The following is a 16,091-nucleotide window of genomic DNA, read 5'->3' as shown; positions in this document are numbered from 1 at the left end:
GCTGCCCTAGTCCGCGATACCCGGGGCCAGAAAGCCGGCGAAGCGGTGCAAGGCTGCCAGTGAGTTCGGCGGCTCCGGCAGCATCGGCACGGCAGCCAGCAGCGGCAAGCCCGTGGCCGCATGCAGTTGCGCCAGCGTGCGCCGATCGCGCCGCGACAGGGTGTTAAGATCCCCGTAATTGCCCAGCAGCTTGCGCAACAGCACCGGCGGCCATTGGCTTTCCTCGAGGGCGAGGGTCTCGCGCCGGGGAAAAGCCAGTACCCGGTTGGCGACCACGCCCGCGACGCGAAAGCCGCCGGCCTGTAACTCGCGGTGGAATTCGATCGCGGTGGCGACGGCGTCGGGCTCGGGTGTCGTCACCAGTACGAAGGCGGTGCTGGCGGCACGCAGCAGCCGGCCGACCTCGGCGGCACGGTCTTGAAAGCCGCCGATCATGCTTTCAAAACCGGAGACAAAGCCGGCAAGATCGTCGAGCACGCTCAGGCCGGTCCAGCGCTCGAGCGCTTTGAGCAGGGCCGACAGCCCGACGCGGGCCGCCCCCGACCCCGCGCTGCCGAGCAACGAGGCCGGGTCCTTGATCAACGTCACTGCCCGTGAGGCGAGCAAGTCGCTGAGGCGGGCGGGCGCCGCCAGCAGATCGCGGGCATGGGCGCTCGGCGGCGTATCGACGACCAGCAGTTGATAGCGCGTGTGGTGCATCAATTCGTGCAATGTCTCCATCGCCATGTACTCCGCCGAGCCGCCGAGCTCGTCGGAGAGCTGCTGGTAGAGACGGTTGGCAAGAATGCGCGCGGCGGTCTCCGGACTCGGAGCGAAGCGACGCACCACGGCATCGAAAGTGCGCTTGGTATCCAAAGCCATCGCCTCGAGCGCGGCGGCGTGGTCGCCGAGCGGCACGGGATGGGGTTCGGTGGTCAGGCGGGGGATACCGAGTGCATCCTTCAACCGCCGCGCCGGATCGAAGGTGATCACCGCGGCCCGCCGCTGGCTGCGTGCGCCAGCCACCCCGAGGGCCGCCGCCACCGTGGTCTTGCCGACACCGCCGCAGCCGACACAAATCAGCAGCCGCTTGCGCAGCAACGGATAACTGGGCGGCGCAGCGGGAGTCTTGTTGCTGGCGGTCATTGGTTTCATTGAGTCAGGCGGAGAATACATCGCCGAGCGTATCAACCAGCGCACCTAGTCCAGCAGCGTCCGACAAAGTCGGCGAGCGGCGCCGTCGAGCTCGGGCGCCGCCAACGCCTCGCTGAAGATTTGCGGCAGCACAATCGGCGTGACCCCGAGCGCGCGCCGCAGCCGGCCGAGATGGCGCTCGGCTTCGCGCCGCGCCGCCAGTTGAAAGCGCGCGGCGGCCAGCAGCATGCCGTCGTCGCCCGTTTGCGCCGCCAGCTGCGCCGCCTCAGCCCGCGAAAAACGTCGCGGAAATACCCGATTCAACACCGGCCGCTCCACCCGCAGCGCCAGGTCCGCCACCAGCGCGCTGTGCGCCTCGATGGTCTCGTTTATGGCCAGCTCTTCCGGAATAGCGACTAGCAGCACGCGCGTGCGACTCTGATTACCCAGCAACCCGAGCAACCGCCGGGCGGTCGAGCCGATGGGGCCGGCCGGCACCATGCTGGCGAGGTTACGCGGCGTGCGCAGCAACGCCAGCGCCTGGCCGGTCGCCGGCCCGTCGACGATCACCAGGTCGTAAGCCCGCCGCGCCAGCAACCCCGACGGCGCCACCCACTCCAGCAAGCGTTCGAGGATGAGAAATTCGCTGACGCCCGGAGCCGCCGCCGTCAAGGCGTTGAACGAGGCGCTGGCGAACAGGCGCCGCGCCAGCATCGGCACCCGCAGCAGGCGGGTGAAATAGGCTTCGACTAGTTGGCGCGGATCGAGGCGAACGCCGCTCACCCGCGCCGCTAGCCGCTGCGGCTCGCTCGCCAGCGGGCGGCCGCCGAAGAGCTGGGCCAACCGCCCGTCGTTCGCCGTTTCCACCACCAGCGCCCGGCGTCCGCGCTCGGCCGCCCCGCGCGCCAGCGCCGCGGCAACGATGGTCTTGCCCACCCCGCCTTTTCCAATCACGAAGAGCAGCTGCGTTGCCGACATGTCGATCCGGGTGGCGATGTGCTGACCGCCAGCAACCTCCTATCAGATCGCTTCCGGCTGAGCCATGCGCGCTTGACCCACCCGCAGGTGGCCGCTACACCACAACGCTGGCCGCGGCGGCGCTGGTGCAGTGCTGAATGCGGCCCCGGGGCTCGCCGTCCAACGACGGCGGAGTCGATCACTACCGCGACAACAAGATAGGATGACTGAAGATGGACACGGGAATCGCAGCGCTCAACGACCAGGTTAAGGAAGCCTCCGCCTTCGCATACCGCCTGCGCGAGGAGATCGGTACAGTCATTGTCGGCCAGCGTTACTTGATCGATCGGCTACTGATCGGCCTGCTCGCCAACGGCCACGTGCTGCTCGAAGGCGTGCCGGGGCTGGCCAAAACCCTCTCGGTGAAAACCCTGGCCCAGGCCGTCAGTGCCAGCTTCCGGCGCATTCAATTCACCCCCGACCTGCTGCCGGCCGACCTCATCGGTACCATGATCTACAGTCCGAGCGACGGCTCGTTCACCACCAAGAAAGGCCCGCTCTTCGCCCAGATCATCCTCGCCGACGAGATCAACCGCGCCCCAGCCAAAGTGCAGAGCGCCCTGCTCGAAGCCATGCAGGAGCATCAGGTCACCCTCGGCGACGCCACCCACTCGCTACCCGAACCGTTCCTGGTGCTGGCCACACAAAATCCGATCGAGCAAGAAGGCACCTATCCGCTGCCGGAGGCCCAGGTCGATCGCTTCATGCTCAAGCTGCGCATCGGCTACCCCTCGCGCGAAGAGGAGCGCCAGATCCTCGATCGCATGGCGAGCACCGGCGATCATCAAGGCGCCGCTGCGGTGGTGTCCCCGGCCGACATCATGCACGCGCGCAAGCTGGTCGATCAGATTTACATCGACGACAAGATCAAGGAGTACGTCATCAACATCGTGTTCGCCACCCGCGAGCCGGCGGCCTACCAGCTCGATCTCGCTCCGCTGATCGAGTACGGCGCCTCGCCGCGGGCGACACTGTACCTGACGCTGGCGGCCAAAGCGCATGCCTTCCTGCAAGGGCGTGGTTACGTCACGCCGCAGGACGTCAAGTCGATCGGCCCCGACGTCATGCGCCACCGCGTCATCGTCACCTACGAGGCCGAGGCCGAGGAAATCGACTCCGACGAGATCGTCAAACGCGTCTTCGACGGCGTGCCGGTGCCGTGAGCGGGCAAAGGGACCAAGGCAGTAGGTAGCAACGAGCGAGGCCATGCTCTCACGCGAGCAGCTCAAGGCGGTGCGCAAAATCCGGATCCGCACCAGCCATCTGGTCACCGACATGTTCGCCGGCCAGTACCACAGCGTCTTCAAAGGCCGCGGCATGGAGTTCGCCGAGGTGCGGCTGTACCAGCCGGGCGACGAAGTTCGCACCATCGACTGGAACGTCACCGCGCGCAGCGGCGTCCCCTACGTCAAGCGCTACGCCGAAGAACGCGAGCTTACTGTTATGCTGCTGGTCGATGCCAGCGCCTCGCAATATTTCGGCAGCGTGCGGCAGCTGAAGAGCGCTCTGGCGGCGGAGTTGGCGGCGCTGTTCGCTTTCTCGGCCATCACCAACAACGACAAGGTCGGCTTGCTGATATTCAGCGATCGGGTGGAGTTGGCGCTGCCACCGCGTAAAGGCACCCACCACGTTCTGCGGGTGATCCGCGAGGTGCTCTCGCTCAAGCCCGCCGGCCGCGGCACCGACATCCCCGCCGCCTTGGAACATCTCGGCCGCGTTACCAAACGGCGCTGCGTCGTCTTCATCGTCTCGGACTTCCTCGATCCCAACTGCCGCCAGGCACTCAAGATTGCCGCCCGCCGGCACGACGTGATTGCCGTCGTGCTCAACGACCCGCGTGAGGCGGTGCTGCCGGATGTCGGGCTGGTGGAGTTGGAAGAAGCCGAAACCGGCGCCCGCTACGTGGTCGACACCGCCGATGCCGGTATTCGCGCGGCCTTCGCCCAGCAGGCCGCGCAGGCGCGCGCCGAACGCGATCGCCTACTGCGTGCCTGCAACGTCGACGCCATCGTGGTCGACACCGACAAGCCCTACACCGAAGCGCTGCTGCGCTTCTTTCGCATGCGCGAGCGGCGGCAATGAACGCCGTGAGGTGCCCTTCTCTCGCTCCGCCTTCGCCTCTCCGCTTGCGGCGCCAGCCGGTGAGCGGAGCCGCGCTCGTGGTTACGCTGCTGCTCGTCGCCGCCACCGCCGCGTTAGCCGACGAGACAGCGCCGCCCACCGCGGCTGCACCGGTCGAAATTCACGCCCAGGCCGAGCCCAACAGCGTCACCATTGGCACACGCTTTCGCTATACCGTTGCGGTCAGCGCCCCGGCGGAAGTGGAAATCGTCCTAGCGCAACCGACGGAGAGGATCGGCGACTTCGACATCATCGATTTCGGCGATGCCCCGCCGGTCCAGCGCGACGGCCGGACGGTGCTCACTCGTTGGTACACGCTGTCGGGCTACGAGATCGGCGAGCGCTTGGTGAAGTCACCGCCGGTGTACTATCGCCAACCCGGCGAGGAACTCAAAGAAGCTGCCGGGCAGGAGATCGTCGTCACGGTCGAGAGCCTGCTCGCCCAAGCCGGCAACCCGAACGACATCCGCGAAATCAAAGAAGTGGCTGACTTTCCCATCGACTGGCGGCCCTACTACTTCGTCGGCGGCGCGCTGGCATTGTTGTTGGTGCTCGCCGCCGTGTTGTACCGCGTGCTCAACCGCTCGCGGCGTGCGGCGGCGACGGCCCCGCCCAAGCCGCCGCACGAAGTCGCCTTCGAGGCGCTCAACCGCCTGCGCCGGCGCGGGCTGATCGAGGAGGGCAACTTCAAGGAATATTACTCCGCGCTCTCGGCGGTGGTGCGCGCCTATGTCGAGCAACGCTTCGGCATGCGCGCCCCCGAGATGACTACGGAAGAGTTCTTGCTCGGCAGCGCCCGTAACGGGCGGCTGCAGGCGACGCATCGCGGCCTGTTGGGAGAATTCCTGACCGAGTCGGACATGGTGAAGTTCGCCCGCCACGTACCGACCATCGCCGACAGCGAGCGCGCCTTCAGCGCCGCCAAACGCTTCATCGACGAGACCGCCGCCAACCTGTTGGGCGCGCCGCCGGAGGGCAAGCATGCGGCTCGCTAGCCCATGGCTGCTGCTCTTGCTCGGGCTGCTGCCGCTGCTGTGGCCGGGCCGGCGGCGGGACGCACGCGCGGGCGCCGTGCGCTATCCGACGTTGGCGGTGCTGCGGGCGGTAGCGCCGGCGGGGGCAGCACGCCGGCGCGCGCTCCTCGGGCTGTTGCGCGCGCTGGCCTTGCTCCTCATCGTGCTCGCCTTGGCCCGGCCGCAGCTCGGCACCGCCCTGACGCGCGTGCACCGCGAAGGCGTCGATATCGTGCTGGCGGTCGATGTCTCCGGCAGCATGCTCGCCGAGGACTTCACTCTCGGCAGTGCGCGCGCCAGCCGAGTCGACGTGGTTAAGTCGGTGGTCAAAGAGTTCATCGCCGCCCGCCCCGAGGATCGCATCGGCTTGGTCCTGTTCGCCGCCCGCCCCTACACCCAGTGCCCCCTCACCCTCGATCACGGCTGGCTCAACCAGAACCTCGAGCGAGCGAAAGTCGGCATGATCGAAGACGGCACCGCGATCGGCTCAGGTCTGGCGACCGCGGTCAATCGCCTGCGGGCGTCGACGGCCAAGACCAAGTTCGTGATCCTGCTCACCGACGGCCAGAGCAACGCCGGGCGGATTACGCCGCAGACCGCGGCCGAGGCCGCGGCCACACTGGGAGTGAAGGTCTACACCATCGGCGCCGGCACCCGCGGCGTGGCCCCGTATCCGGCGCAAGATCTGTTCGGCAACAAGGTCTATCGCCCCATGCAGGTCGATATCGACGAGCCGACTTTGAAGCAGATCGCGGCCACCACCTCGGCGCGCTACTTCCGTGCCACCGACACCCCGAGCCTGCGCGACATCTACGCCGAGATCGACCGCAGCGAAAAGACTCCGTTCGAAGCTCCACAGTTTCACGATTACCGTGAACTTTATGCCTGGCTGGTTTGGCCTGCGCTCGGCCTGCTGCTGCTGGAAATCGGGCTGAGCGAAACGGTGCTGCGGAAGTTGCCATGATACTCTGGCGCGACACGCTCAGTTTGATCGCGCTGGCGCTGCTGCCGGTGCTGCTGGCCTTCTGGCTGTGGGCGCGCCGCCGCCGCCAGCTGGCGCTCGAGACGTTCATTGCCGCCGGACTGCTGCCGGTGGTCGTGCCCGATATCGATCCGCGACGCCGCACGGTGCGGGCGGCGTTGCTGACGCTGGCGGTGCTCGCACTCATCCTCGCGCTCGGCGGCCCGATGTGGGGTTTTCACTGGCAGGAGGTGCACCGCGAAGGCATCGACCTCGTCGTTGCCATCGACACCTCGCGCAGCATGCTCGCCACCGACGTCAAACCTAACCGCTTGGCGCGTGCCAAGCTGGCGGTGCAGGATTTGCTCACCCAACTCAACGGCGACCGCGTCGGCCTGGTGGCCTTTGCCGGCACCGCCTTCGTGCAATGCCCGCTCACGCTGGACTACGGCGCCTTCGCCCAAAGCCTGGAGGCGGTCGAAGTCGGTTTGATCCCGAAAGGCGGTACCGCCATCGCCGAGGCCATCAACGTCGCCCTCGAAGCCTTCGAAGGCCGCCAGGGCAGCCACCAGGCGCTGGTCTTGATCACTGACGGTGAGGATCACGAAGGACAGGTCAAGGAAGCCGCGCAGCGCGCCGCCGAGCGCGGTCTGAAGATCTACTCGGTCGGCATCGGCACGGCCGAGGGCGAGTTGGTCCCGGGAGAGTCGGGCGGATTCGTCAAGGACAAGAGCGGCCAGGTGATCAAATCGCGCCTGGGCGAGGAGGCGCTCAAGCAGATCGCCGTCGACAGCGGGGGCGTCTACTTACACGCTGCCGGCGCGTCGTTCGGTCTGACCGAGTTGTATCGCGACTACATCGCGAAGATGGAGAAGCGCGAGCTGGCGAGCACGCTCGAGCGCCGCTTCGAGCATCGCTTCCAGCTGCCGCTGGCGGTCGCGCTGCTGCTGCTGTTGATCGAGCCGCTCATCGGCGACCGCCGCGCCGGCGAGGCGCAAGGCACGCGGCGCCGGCGCTGGTGGCGCCGGGCCCAGGAGACGGTACGATGACGGCCGGGGAGGAGCGGCGAATGAGGAGAGCGCATCCCCAGGCGGGTTTGCTGTTGAGCCTCCTTGCCGCCAGCTGCATCGCCTGGCTCGATCCCCACGCCCGTGCCCGTGAAGGCAACCGCCTCTACGCCGCCAGCAAGTACGAAGAGGCGGTGGCCAAATACAACGAAGCCCTGGTCGATCAACCCGACTCGGCCGCACTGCACTTCAACCTCGGGCTCGCCCAATACCGCCAGGGCAAATACGACGAGGCCATCAAAGCCTTGCAGCTGGTGCCGGCCGGCGATGACAAGCCCGCCGAGACGGCGCGCGTGGCCGTCGCCCTTGGAAATGCCAAGTACAAACTCGGCGAGGCAGCGGAGGCTAAAGATCCGAAGGCCGCATTGACCAGCTACGCCGAGGCACTCGTCGCCTATCGCCGCGCCATGGCGGTCGCACCGCAAGACAGCGATAGCAAATTCAACTACGAGTTCGTGCACAAGAAGCTCACCGAGCTCAAGCAGAAGCTCGAAGAGCAGCAACAGCAACAGCAACAGCAACAACAGCAGCCGCAAGATCAGGACCAGCAACAAGATCAAGGCGAGCCGAAGGAGCAAACGCAGCAAGAGAAGCAGCAAGGCGAGAGTCAGCCACAGCCCGAGCAGCAGCAAGCGCAGCAACCGAGTCAGCCCGAGCAACAGGCGGCCGGCGCCGGCGAGGAGTCGGGCGAGAAGCAGGAGGGGGAGATGTCCAAGCAGGAGGCCGCTGCCGTCCTCGACTCGCAACGCGACCAGGAAGTGCAGCCCGACGAAGTGCTCAAGAAGCTCCACGGCGCAGTAGTAGCTGAGCCGGCGCAGGATTGGTGAAGATGGCTGCCGGAGTTGTTCGAGCTTGCGGATGCGGCAAGCGGCGCTCACCGGCTGTGGCTAGCGCTCTGGCGCTGGTACTGCTTTGCGCCGGCGCGGCGTTGGCTGAGGTCAGTGCGCGCGCCCACCTCGATCGCTCGCAAGTGCAGGTCGGGAGCGCTGCCAATCTGTCGATTGAGGTGGCCGGCGCGCAGAACGCGCCGGCGCCCGCTCTTAGCGCGCCCGACGGGCTCAGCCTGCGCTACCTCGGACCCGCGACCCAGGTGTCGATCGTCAACGGCCAGATGTCGGCATCGGTAACCCACCGCTACGCGGTCACCGCGCTGAAGGCCGGCACCTATACGCTCGGGCCGATTATCGTCGACCTCGGCGGCCAGCAGCTTGATGCCGGCAGCGTCACACTACAGGCCGTTGCCGGCGCACCGCCGCGGGCCGGCGGTTCAGGCGCGGCCGCGCCGGCCGAGGTGCTGCGACTGGTCTTGTCCACCCCAAAGGCTGAACTGTACCTGCACGAGCGGGTGCCGCTGACGCTCAAGCTCTACATCGGCAACGTGCGCGTGGCCGATGTGCAGTACCCGACGCTGCCCGGCGAGGGTTTGGCCGTGGACAAGTTTCCCGAGCCCACGCAGCGCCAGGAACAAACCGCCGAGGGCGTCTTCCAAGTGGTCGACTTCCAGACCATGCTCACGCCGTTGCGCAGCGGTCCGCTCCCGCTTGGACCGGCGAAGATGTCGCTCAATGTATTGTCACGTCGCCGCGGCGGCGGCGATCCGTTCTTCGAGCGCTTCTTCGGCGACGACCCGTTTTCAACGCAACGGCGGCCGGTCGAGCTACAATCCGAGCCGTTGACTCTAACCGTGCTGCCGCTGCCCGAGGCGGGCAAGCCGGCGGATTTCTCCGGCGCTGTCGGCGCATTCGAGTTCGAGGCCAAAGCGGCACCGCTGGAGTTAGCGGTTGGTGATCCGGTGACTGTGACGGTGACGATCAGCGGCGCCGGCAATCTCGATAACGTCACCGCCCCGGCGATTACGGGCAGCGATACGCTGCGAGCATACCCGGTGCAGGCGCAGCCGAGCGACCAGCCGCAGGAGAAAGTTTTCGAGCAGGTGGTCATGCCACAGCAGCCGGGGGCAATGACGCTGCCGGCGCTGCGCTTCAGCTATTTCGACCCGGCGGCACGGGCGTATCGCACCATTAGCCCGCCACCGATCGCGCTGGCGGTGCGCCCGTCGGCACAGGCCCAGGCGGCGCCGCAAATCGTCGGGGCCGCGCCGCCGGCCTGGCCGCGGGTACAGGAGCCGCTCGGGCGCGACATCGTCTTCATCAAGGATGCCCCGGGCGAATTCACCCCGATCGGCGCGCGCCGCTACCATGGCGCGCTGTTCTGGCTCTACCAGCCGATTCCGTTACTGGCCTGGATCGCGGTGGTCTTGTACGACCGCCGCCGGCTGCGGTTGAGCGGCGATGAGCGTTACGCCCGCTTTACCCGTGCCGGGCGGGCGGCGCGCCAGGCGATTGCGGGGGCGCGGGCGGCGCTGCAGGCCGGCGACCAGGCCGGGTTCTACAACGCGGTGGCGCGTGCAGTGAGTGATTATCTCTCAGCAAAGCTCGACCTGCCGCCGGGCAGCGTGACTGCCGACAGCGCTAGCGCCCGGTTGCAGGCCAGAGGCTTGCCGGGCGCGCTCGCCATCGAGTTGGAGGAATTCTTCGCCACCTGCGAGCGCGTGCGTTTTTCGCCCGGTGCGGCCGGCGCTGACGGCATGGAACGTACGCTCGAACGTGCCGATGCCATTGTTCGTGCGCTCGAGCGCGAGCGGCGCTTGGCCCGCTCGGCGGCAGCACTGCTGATGCTGCTGGCGCTCGCCGGCTTGGCCGTGGCAGCAACACCCGCAGCCGAAGCACCTAACACGATCTTCTTCCACGCCAACGCCCTCTACAGCGAGGAGCGCTATGGTGAAGCCGCGGCCGAGTACGAGCGCGTTCTGACTAGCGGCTGGGCCAGTGCGAGCCTGTACTTCAACCTCGGCAACGCCTATTTCAAGGCCGGCGACGCCGGCCGTGCGGCGCTCAACTATCAACGTGCTCACCGCCTGCGGCCGCGTGATCCCGACGTGCGGGCGAATCTCGGTTACGCCCAGGAACTGAGCGGGGACACGGAGGCGTTGCCGATGTGGGCGCGCCTGCTGTTCCCGCTGGCCGAGCGCATGACCGGCGACGAGCTGCTGCTCGCCGCCACCGCCGTCTACACCGCACTGGTGCTGGTGCTCATTTGCGGCCGGCTGCTGCCCACAACTCGGCGCCTGGTCGCCCGCCTGGCGCTGGCGGCGGGGTTGGTGCTGGCGCTCGTGCTCAGTTCCGGGGTCTATCGTCTGGCGGCGATGGAGCTGCCGCCGTACGCGGTCGTGGTCGCCGCGGCCGAAGCCACCGTGCGCTTCGAGCCCTCCGCCAGTGGCACCGCCCACTACGCCGTCAAGCCCGGCAGCGTGGTGCGGATAATCACCGAGCGTGAGGGCTGGGCGCAAGTGGCTCGGCGCGACGGCCAGCGCGGCTGGCTCGAGCGCGCCGCGCTAGCGGCTTTGTAGGCTACACGCCCGTTGTGGTTGTGCCGCTTTCAACCCGCGCCGCGGAGATCTGCCTCTGGGCGCAGTCCTTGACTTTCCCGCTCCGAGTGACGACTGTCGCGCTCGCAGAGGAGATGCGGTATGGCGCGGTTCGTTTTGGCCATTGATCAAGGCACGACCGGCAGCACGACGATGGTGTTCGACGACAGCGGCCGCGTGCGTGGCCGCGGCTACTCGGAATTCCACCAGTATTATCCCAAACCCGGCTGGGTCGAGCATGACGCCGACGAGATTTGGGCCGTCACGCAGCGAGTTATCAAGCAGGCGCTGCGCCAGGCGCGGCTGACGCCCGCCGAGATCGCCGCCATCGGCATCACCAACCAACGCGAGACCACGGTGATCTGGGAGCGCAAGAGCGGCCGGCCCATCCATCGCGCCATCGTCTGGCAAGACCGCCGCACCGCACCCATCTGTGACAACCTCAAGGCGGCGGACCTCGAATACAGCGTGCGCGCAAAGACCGGCCTGGTGCTCGATCCGTACTTCTCCGGCACCAAGGTAAAGTGGCTACTCGATCACGTCAAAGGCGCCCGCGCCAAGGCCGACCGGCTCGCCTTCGGCACCATCGACAGCTGGCTGATCTGGCAGCTCACCGGCGGCCGCGTACACGCCACCGACTTCACCAACGCCTCGCGCACGTTGCTGTTCAACATTCGCGAGCACCAGTGGGACCCCGAGTTGCTGCGCGCACTGGAAGTGCCGGCCAGCATCCTGCCGCCGGTGGTGCGATCCAGCGGCGTGATCGCAACCACCGACAAGAAGGTCTTCGGTGCTGAGGTGCCGATCGCCGGCGTGGCCGGCGATCAACAGGCCGCGCTCTTCGGACAAGCCTGTTTTCGTCCCGGACTGGTCAAGAACACGTACGGCACCGGCTGCTTTTTGCTGTTGTTCACCGGCAACGAGATCATCGAGTCGCGCCGCGGCCTGCTCACCACCATGGCCTGCGCGGCCGACGGCGGCCCGGCTTATGCGCTCGAAGGCTCGATCTTCATTGCCGGGGCGGCGGTGCAGTGGCTGCGCGACGGGCTCGGCATCATCGCCAAAGCCGCCGAGAGCGAGCGGCTGGCGCGGCAGGTGGACTCGACCTTGGGCGTGTACCTGGTGCCCGCCTTCGTCGGACTCGGCGCGCCCTACTGGGACGCGCAGGCCCGCGGCGCCCTGCTCGGACTAACACGCGGGGTGACCCGAGCACACGTGGTGCGGGCAACCTTGGAATCGCTGGCCTACCAAACGCGGGACGTCGTCGACACCATGCTGACGGAGTCGGCGGAGCACCTCGGCGGCTTACGGGTGGACGGCGGCGCGGCGGCCAACGACTTCTTGATGCAGTTCCAAGCCGACCTCCTCGGCGCCGCGGTGGATCGCCCGAAGGTGATCGAGACCACCGCACTCGGGGCCGCGCTGCTGGCCGGCCTGGGCGTCGGCTTATGGAAGGATGCCAGGGCGCTGGAACGTGTGCGCCAGACCGACCGGGTTTTCAAGCCGAAGATGAAGCCCGAGGCGCGTGAGGCGCTCTACCAGGGTTGGCGCCGCGCCGTCGCCGCCGTACGCTCGCTGGCGGTGTGAGCGAGAGACCCACCGCCAGGGCGGGTGGAGTACGGGGCCGGCAACACCGAGTTACCGCCACGGTGCAATTGTGGTAAGGGGTCGGCGTGACCAGCGCAGCCCCAGCCCAAGCGGCGGCAGATCTGCTGTTCAGCGAGAAGGAATTCTACCTCGACGAGTTTCGCGGGCGCACGCTGGTGTTCGCGCTGCCGCTGGCCGAGTTCGGCAACGAGGAGCACTACGACGCCATCGGGGCAATCGCGCGCGAGTTGCTGCGCAACGATACGCGAGCGCTGTTGTTGTTCGGCGGCACCGGGCGGCTCTCGGGTGAGCAATTGCTGCGCCGGTTGCAGCGCCGGCTCGGCCCGCTGCTGTTCCGGGAAGAGACTCTGCCGCTGTTCCCGCAAGTGCGCGGGCAGCGCGGCCGCCCGGCCGCGTTTGCCCAGTTGTCCGCCGCCGAGCTGATCGACGCCGGCACCGCTGCCGAGGCGTTGGCGCGGGTGTGGAGCATCTTGCGCGGCGGCCCGCTGTTCGTCGGCGCGGTGGAAGACGATGCCGCGCTGTACCAGGTCAGCGCTACGCTGGCTCAGCGCTTCGGCGTGCACAAACTGGTGCTGGTGGAGCCGGCCGGTGGCATCGCCGGCGCCGACGGGCGGCAACTGTCATTCATGGACGAGCCGACCCTGACCACCATCCTGCACGCCGGCGAAGCCGAGTGGGCCGGTCTGGCGGACCGCCGTGCCACGCTCAGCGTGGTGCGTGCCGCGCTGCGCGGCGGGGTCGGCTCGGTCAATCTATGCGCGCTCGCCGGTCTGGCGCGCGAGCTGTTCACTTACGAGGGCTCGGGTACGCTGTTCACCTTGCAGGATTACTGTCGGGTCGAGCGGCTGCGCATCGACGACTTCGAGGAGGTCGAGCGGCTGATCGAGCGCGGCCAGCGCGAGGGTTTTCTCAAGCTGCGCCGGCCGGACGAGATCAGCGAAATCTTGCTGACGGGCTACGGTGCAACCATCAGCACGCACCATCTCGCCGGCGTGTGCGCGCTCGTCACCGCGCCCTACAGCGCCGAGCGCGCGGGCGAGATCGTCGGCCTCTACACCATCACGCGCTTCAAGGGTGAAGGGGTGGGTGCGCGCTTGGTCCAGCAAGTGCTGGCTGACGCCCGCGCCCTGCGCTTGGCGTACGTCTTTGCCTGCACCACCGAGGTTCGGGCACAGGCATTTTTCGAGCGCCAAGGATTTCGCCGCGTCGGCACCAGCGAGGTGGCGGCGGCGAAGTGGCGAGACTACGACCCCGCCCGCCGCCAGCAGGTGGCGGTGTACCGGCTAGACTTGGCCCAGGAGGTGCACGGGTGATCATCGGCATAGATATCGGCGGCTCGACCACCGACGCGGTGGTGTTGGGCGAGCAGATTCACGTCGTCTCGGTCGAGGCCAACGACCCGGTCGCCGCGGCTGCCGGCGCGCTCGGTAGACTGGTCAGTGACCTCAACGCGCGGCTCAGTGGGATTACGGCCATAGCGGCCACCGGCGGCGGGGCGCGCTTGCTGGGCGAAGAACTGCTCGGGATCCCGGTTCACAAGGTCTCCGAAATCACGGCCATCGGCGTGGGCGGGGCAACGCTGTCGGGCATGCGTGATGCGCTGGTGGTCTCGCTCGGCACCGGCACCGCCATTGTCTCGGTGAAGGGCGAGCACATCGCCCATGTCGGCGGTACCGGCGTCGGCGGCGGCACGCTGCTCGGCCTGTCGAAGCATTTGCTCAACGTGATCCGCCTCGAAACCCTCGAACAGCTCGCCGAGAAGGGCGACCTCTCGCGCATCGATCTCACCGTCGGCGATATCACCGGCGGGCCGGTCGGCTACGTGCCGGCCGACGCGACGGCGAGCAACTTCGGTAAACTCTCGTCCGACGCGACGGCGGAGGACAAGGCCAAGGCGCTGGTCAACATGATCGCCGAGGTGATCGTGGTACTCAGCGTACTGGCGGCGCGCGCCGCCGAGCACCGCGATGTGGTACTCACCGGCAAGCTCCTGCGCGTGCGCCCGTTTGTCGAGCGCATTAAAGCCACCCGCTTTCTGTTCGAGCGCAACTTCACCATCCCGCAGCACGCAGAGTACGCCACCGCGATCGGCGCGGCGCGCAGCCTGGGCGCGGAGGCGTGAATGGCCCGGTTGTGCAAGCTGCTCGGGGCGGCGGTGGTCGTGCTTGGCCTCGCCCTTGTCATCACTTGTACCCTCCAGGTGGTGCGCGACGAGGACTACCGCAAGGCAGCGCTGGTGGCGGCGCGCAATCCCGGCAACGTGCTCTACGAAGCCGAGTTCAAAGGGGCGCAGGTGCGCCGCGCCTTTCAAATCACCGGCGCCACCGCCGGCATGCTGCTCGGCCTCAATGGCCTTACCCTGGTGCTGCTGGGAATAGTGGCGGCACGGGTCACACCCGGCGCTCAGCGCCTGTAGAAGGAGCAGAAACGGGCATACCGGCCAATTTGCGCGGGTGGCTGTCAAAGCAGCGCTCGCGCAGCTTCCCGAAAACAGCGAGGCCCCGCAAACTGTTGATTTTGCAGGGCCTCGAACGTTGCGGGGGGAGGATTTGAACCTCCGACCTTCGGGTTATGAGCCCGACGAGCTACCGGACTGCTCCACCCCGCGCCAACTTCAGCCGCTAACAGATAGCGACCGCCCCAAGTGAAGTCAACGCCGCCACTCGTTTGTTCTCGGCGTTGGACTTCTGCCGCTCCTCGGAGTTAGGGTTGTCGTACGGATCTATCGGAGGGTCGGATGCACGAACTTCCCCACTACTATCGGATTGCGCTGCGAGCCGAGGCCAGCGGCCCGGCAACCGCAAGCGCTGCCGGGCTCGATCTGCTCACCCTCGCGCCACCCGCCGCCTTCGACGGCCCGGGCGATCGGTGGTCGCCGGAAGAGCTGCTTGTTGCTGCGGTAGCCAGCTGCTTTGTGTTCACCTTCAGGGCCATCGCCGCAGCTTCAAAGATAAGCTTCTCAACGATCGAGTGCGCAGCCGAGGGGATTCTTGACCGGGTCGAAGGCGGGCTCGCCTTCAGTGCGATCGCTCTCAAGGTCAAGATCACCGCGCCGCCCGAGGTCGAACATGGGCGCATCGAGCGCGTTGCCCACAAGGCCGAGCAGAGCTGCCTGGTCAGTCGCTCCCTGAAGGCGCCAGTCCAGCTGGAGGTCGAGGTTCTCGCCTCGTCCTGAATTCGCTCTGGCGGCCACCCCCGCTTTTTTGAAAATTTGTTCTTGACAGGTGGGACGGACCCGCCTATAACCTGGCACGCTGTGGGGCAAAGTGGCAGGTGGTGGGAGGATAGGCCAAGCGGCGGTGTAAAGTGTTTCGCGGAAACTATGAGCACACGGTGGACGATAAGGGGCGCGTCAGTGTGCCAGCCAAGTTCCGCGACTTCCTCCTCGCCGCCAGCGCCGGGCGGGTCGTCATCACCAACTTCTTCTCGGAATCGGCCCGCTGCTTAGACGCCTACCCCTACCCTGCCTGGGTCGAGTTTGAAAAACGCCTGCGGGAACGACCGCAGTTCGATAACAAGATGATGCGGTTCCAGAACTACTATCTGGCTGGCGCACACGAGTGCGAAATCGACAAGCAGGGGCGAATCCTGCTCCCGCCAGCGTTGCGGACTTATGCCGGACTGGCTCGCGATGTCACCTTTGTCGGCATCGGGGAGAAGTTTCGGATCTGGGACCGTGGGGTATGGACGAAGGTCTTTGCCGATTCGGAACAGGCGTTCATGGATGACCCGGGGATGTTATCCGATCTGGGGATCTAAGATGT

General features: G+C 67.1%; 15 protein-coding genes and 1 tRNA gene. 13 read left to right on the top strand and 3 right to left on the bottom strand.

Going from position 1 to position 16,091, the window contains the following annotated elements:
* Nucleotides 1–6: 6 nt before the first annotated feature.
* On the bottom strand, nucleotides 7–1,125 hold the full coding sequence (locus HY699_16395) for an ArsA family ATPase (GenBank protein MBI4517384.1): 1,119 nt from the start codon (nucleotides 1,123–1,125) through the stop codon (nucleotides 7–9).
* A gap of 54 nt (nucleotides 1,126–1,179) precedes the next feature.
* Nucleotides 1,180–2,091 carry a hypothetical protein gene (locus HY699_16390; protein MBI4517383.1) on the bottom strand — a complete coding sequence of 304 codons (912 nt, stop codon included), beginning with the start codon at nucleotides 2,089–2,091 and terminating at the stop codon, nucleotides 1,180–1,182.
* Between the two features lie 212 nt (nucleotides 2,092–2,303).
* On the opposite strand from HY699_16390, the gene HY699_16385 reads away from it, so the two are divergent.
* The 11 genes from HY699_16385 (at nucleotide 2,304) to HY699_16335 (ending at nucleotide 14,743) form a co-directional block, all read left to right on the top strand.
* The gene (locus tag HY699_16385) at nucleotides 2,304–3,293 is read left to right on the top strand and encodes a MoxR family ATPase (protein MBI4517382.1); all 990 of its coding nucleotides are present in this window, start codon (nucleotides 2,304–2,306) and stop codon (nucleotides 3,291–3,293) included.
* Between the two features lie 43 nt (nucleotides 3,294–3,336).
* Nucleotides 3,337–4,212, top strand: coding sequence for a DUF58 domain-containing protein (locus HY699_16380; protein MBI4517381.1), 876 nt, complete (start codon nucleotides 3,337–3,339; stop codon nucleotides 4,210–4,212).
* Between the two features lie 59 nt (nucleotides 4,213–4,271).
* On the top strand, nucleotides 4,272–5,246 hold the full coding sequence (locus HY699_16375; protein MBI4517380.1) for a hypothetical protein: 975 nt from the start codon (nucleotides 4,272–4,274) through the stop codon (nucleotides 5,244–5,246).
* Entirely contained in the window at nucleotides 5,233–6,228 is a 996-nt protein-coding gene (locus HY699_16370; GenBank protein ID MBI4517379.1) for a VWA domain-containing protein, read from the top strand. Before HY699_16375 ends, HY699_16370 begins: the two co-directional genes overlap by 14 nt.
* Nucleotides 6,225–7,274, top strand: coding sequence for a VWA domain-containing protein (locus HY699_16365; protein MBI4517378.1), 1,050 nt, complete (start codon nucleotides 6,225–6,227; stop codon nucleotides 7,272–7,274). The genes HY699_16370 and HY699_16365 overlap by 4 nt, the downstream gene beginning before the upstream one ends.
* Nucleotides 7,275–7,294: 20 nt before the next feature.
* On the top strand, nucleotides 7,295–8,119 hold the full coding sequence (locus tag HY699_16360; protein ID MBI4517377.1) for a tetratricopeptide repeat protein: 825 nt from the start codon (nucleotides 7,295–7,297) through the stop codon (nucleotides 8,117–8,119).
* A 2-nt stretch (nucleotides 8,120–8,121) separates the two neighbouring features.
* A complete protein-coding gene (locus HY699_16355) occupies nucleotides 8,122–10,701 on the top strand; it encodes a BatD family protein (protein MBI4517376.1) in 2,580 nt (859 codons plus the stop codon).
* Nucleotides 10,702–10,821: 120 nt separating this feature from the next.
* On the top strand, nucleotides 10,822–12,306 hold the full coding sequence (gene glpK, locus HY699_16350) for a glycerol kinase GlpK (GenBank protein MBI4517375.1): 1,485 nt from the start codon (nucleotides 10,822–10,824) through the stop codon (nucleotides 12,304–12,306).
* Nucleotides 12,307–12,392: 86 nt separating this feature from the next.
* Nucleotides 12,393–13,640: a GNAT family N-acetyltransferase gene (locus tag HY699_16345; protein MBI4517374.1), complete on the top strand. Its 1,248-nt coding sequence runs from the start codon at nucleotides 12,393–12,395 to the stop codon at nucleotides 13,638–13,640.
* A complete protein-coding gene (locus tag HY699_16340) occupies nucleotides 13,637–14,449 on the top strand; it encodes a pantothenate kinase (protein ID MBI4517373.1) in 813 nt (270 codons plus the stop codon). Before HY699_16345 ends, HY699_16340 begins: the two co-directional genes overlap by 4 nt.
* Nucleotides 14,450–14,743, top strand: a complete 294-nt coding sequence (locus tag HY699_16335; GenBank protein MBI4517372.1) for a hypothetical protein — start codon at nucleotides 14,450–14,452, stop codon at nucleotides 14,741–14,743.
* Nucleotides 14,744–14,861: 118 nt separating this feature from the next.
* Here HY699_16335 and HY699_16330 read toward each other — a convergent pair.
* Nucleotides 14,862–14,935: transfer RNA gene (locus HY699_16330), tRNA-Met, on the bottom strand.
* Nucleotides 14,936–15,064: 129 nt separating this feature from the next.
* On the opposite strand from HY699_16330, the gene HY699_16325 reads away from it, so the two are divergent.
* Both HY699_16325 and mraZ read left to right on the top strand, forming a co-directional pair.
* Nucleotides 15,065–15,502, top strand: a complete 438-nt coding sequence (locus HY699_16325) for an OsmC family protein (protein MBI4517371.1) — start codon at nucleotides 15,065–15,067, stop codon at nucleotides 15,500–15,502.
* Nucleotides 15,503–15,660: 158 nt separating this feature from the next.
* Nucleotides 15,661–16,086, top strand: a complete 426-nt coding sequence (mraZ, locus tag HY699_16320) for a division/cell wall cluster transcriptional repressor MraZ (protein MBI4517370.1) — start codon at nucleotides 15,661–15,663, stop codon at nucleotides 16,084–16,086.
* Nucleotides 16,087–16,091 lie beyond the last annotated feature (5 nt).

It is taken from the genome of Deltaproteobacteria bacterium (genome assembly GCA_016210005.1).
Classification (GTDB): domain Bacteria; phylum Desulfobacterota; class Binatia; order HRBIN30; family JACQVA1; genus JACQVA1.
This window is presented reverse-complemented; position numbering and strand designations above follow the sequence as displayed.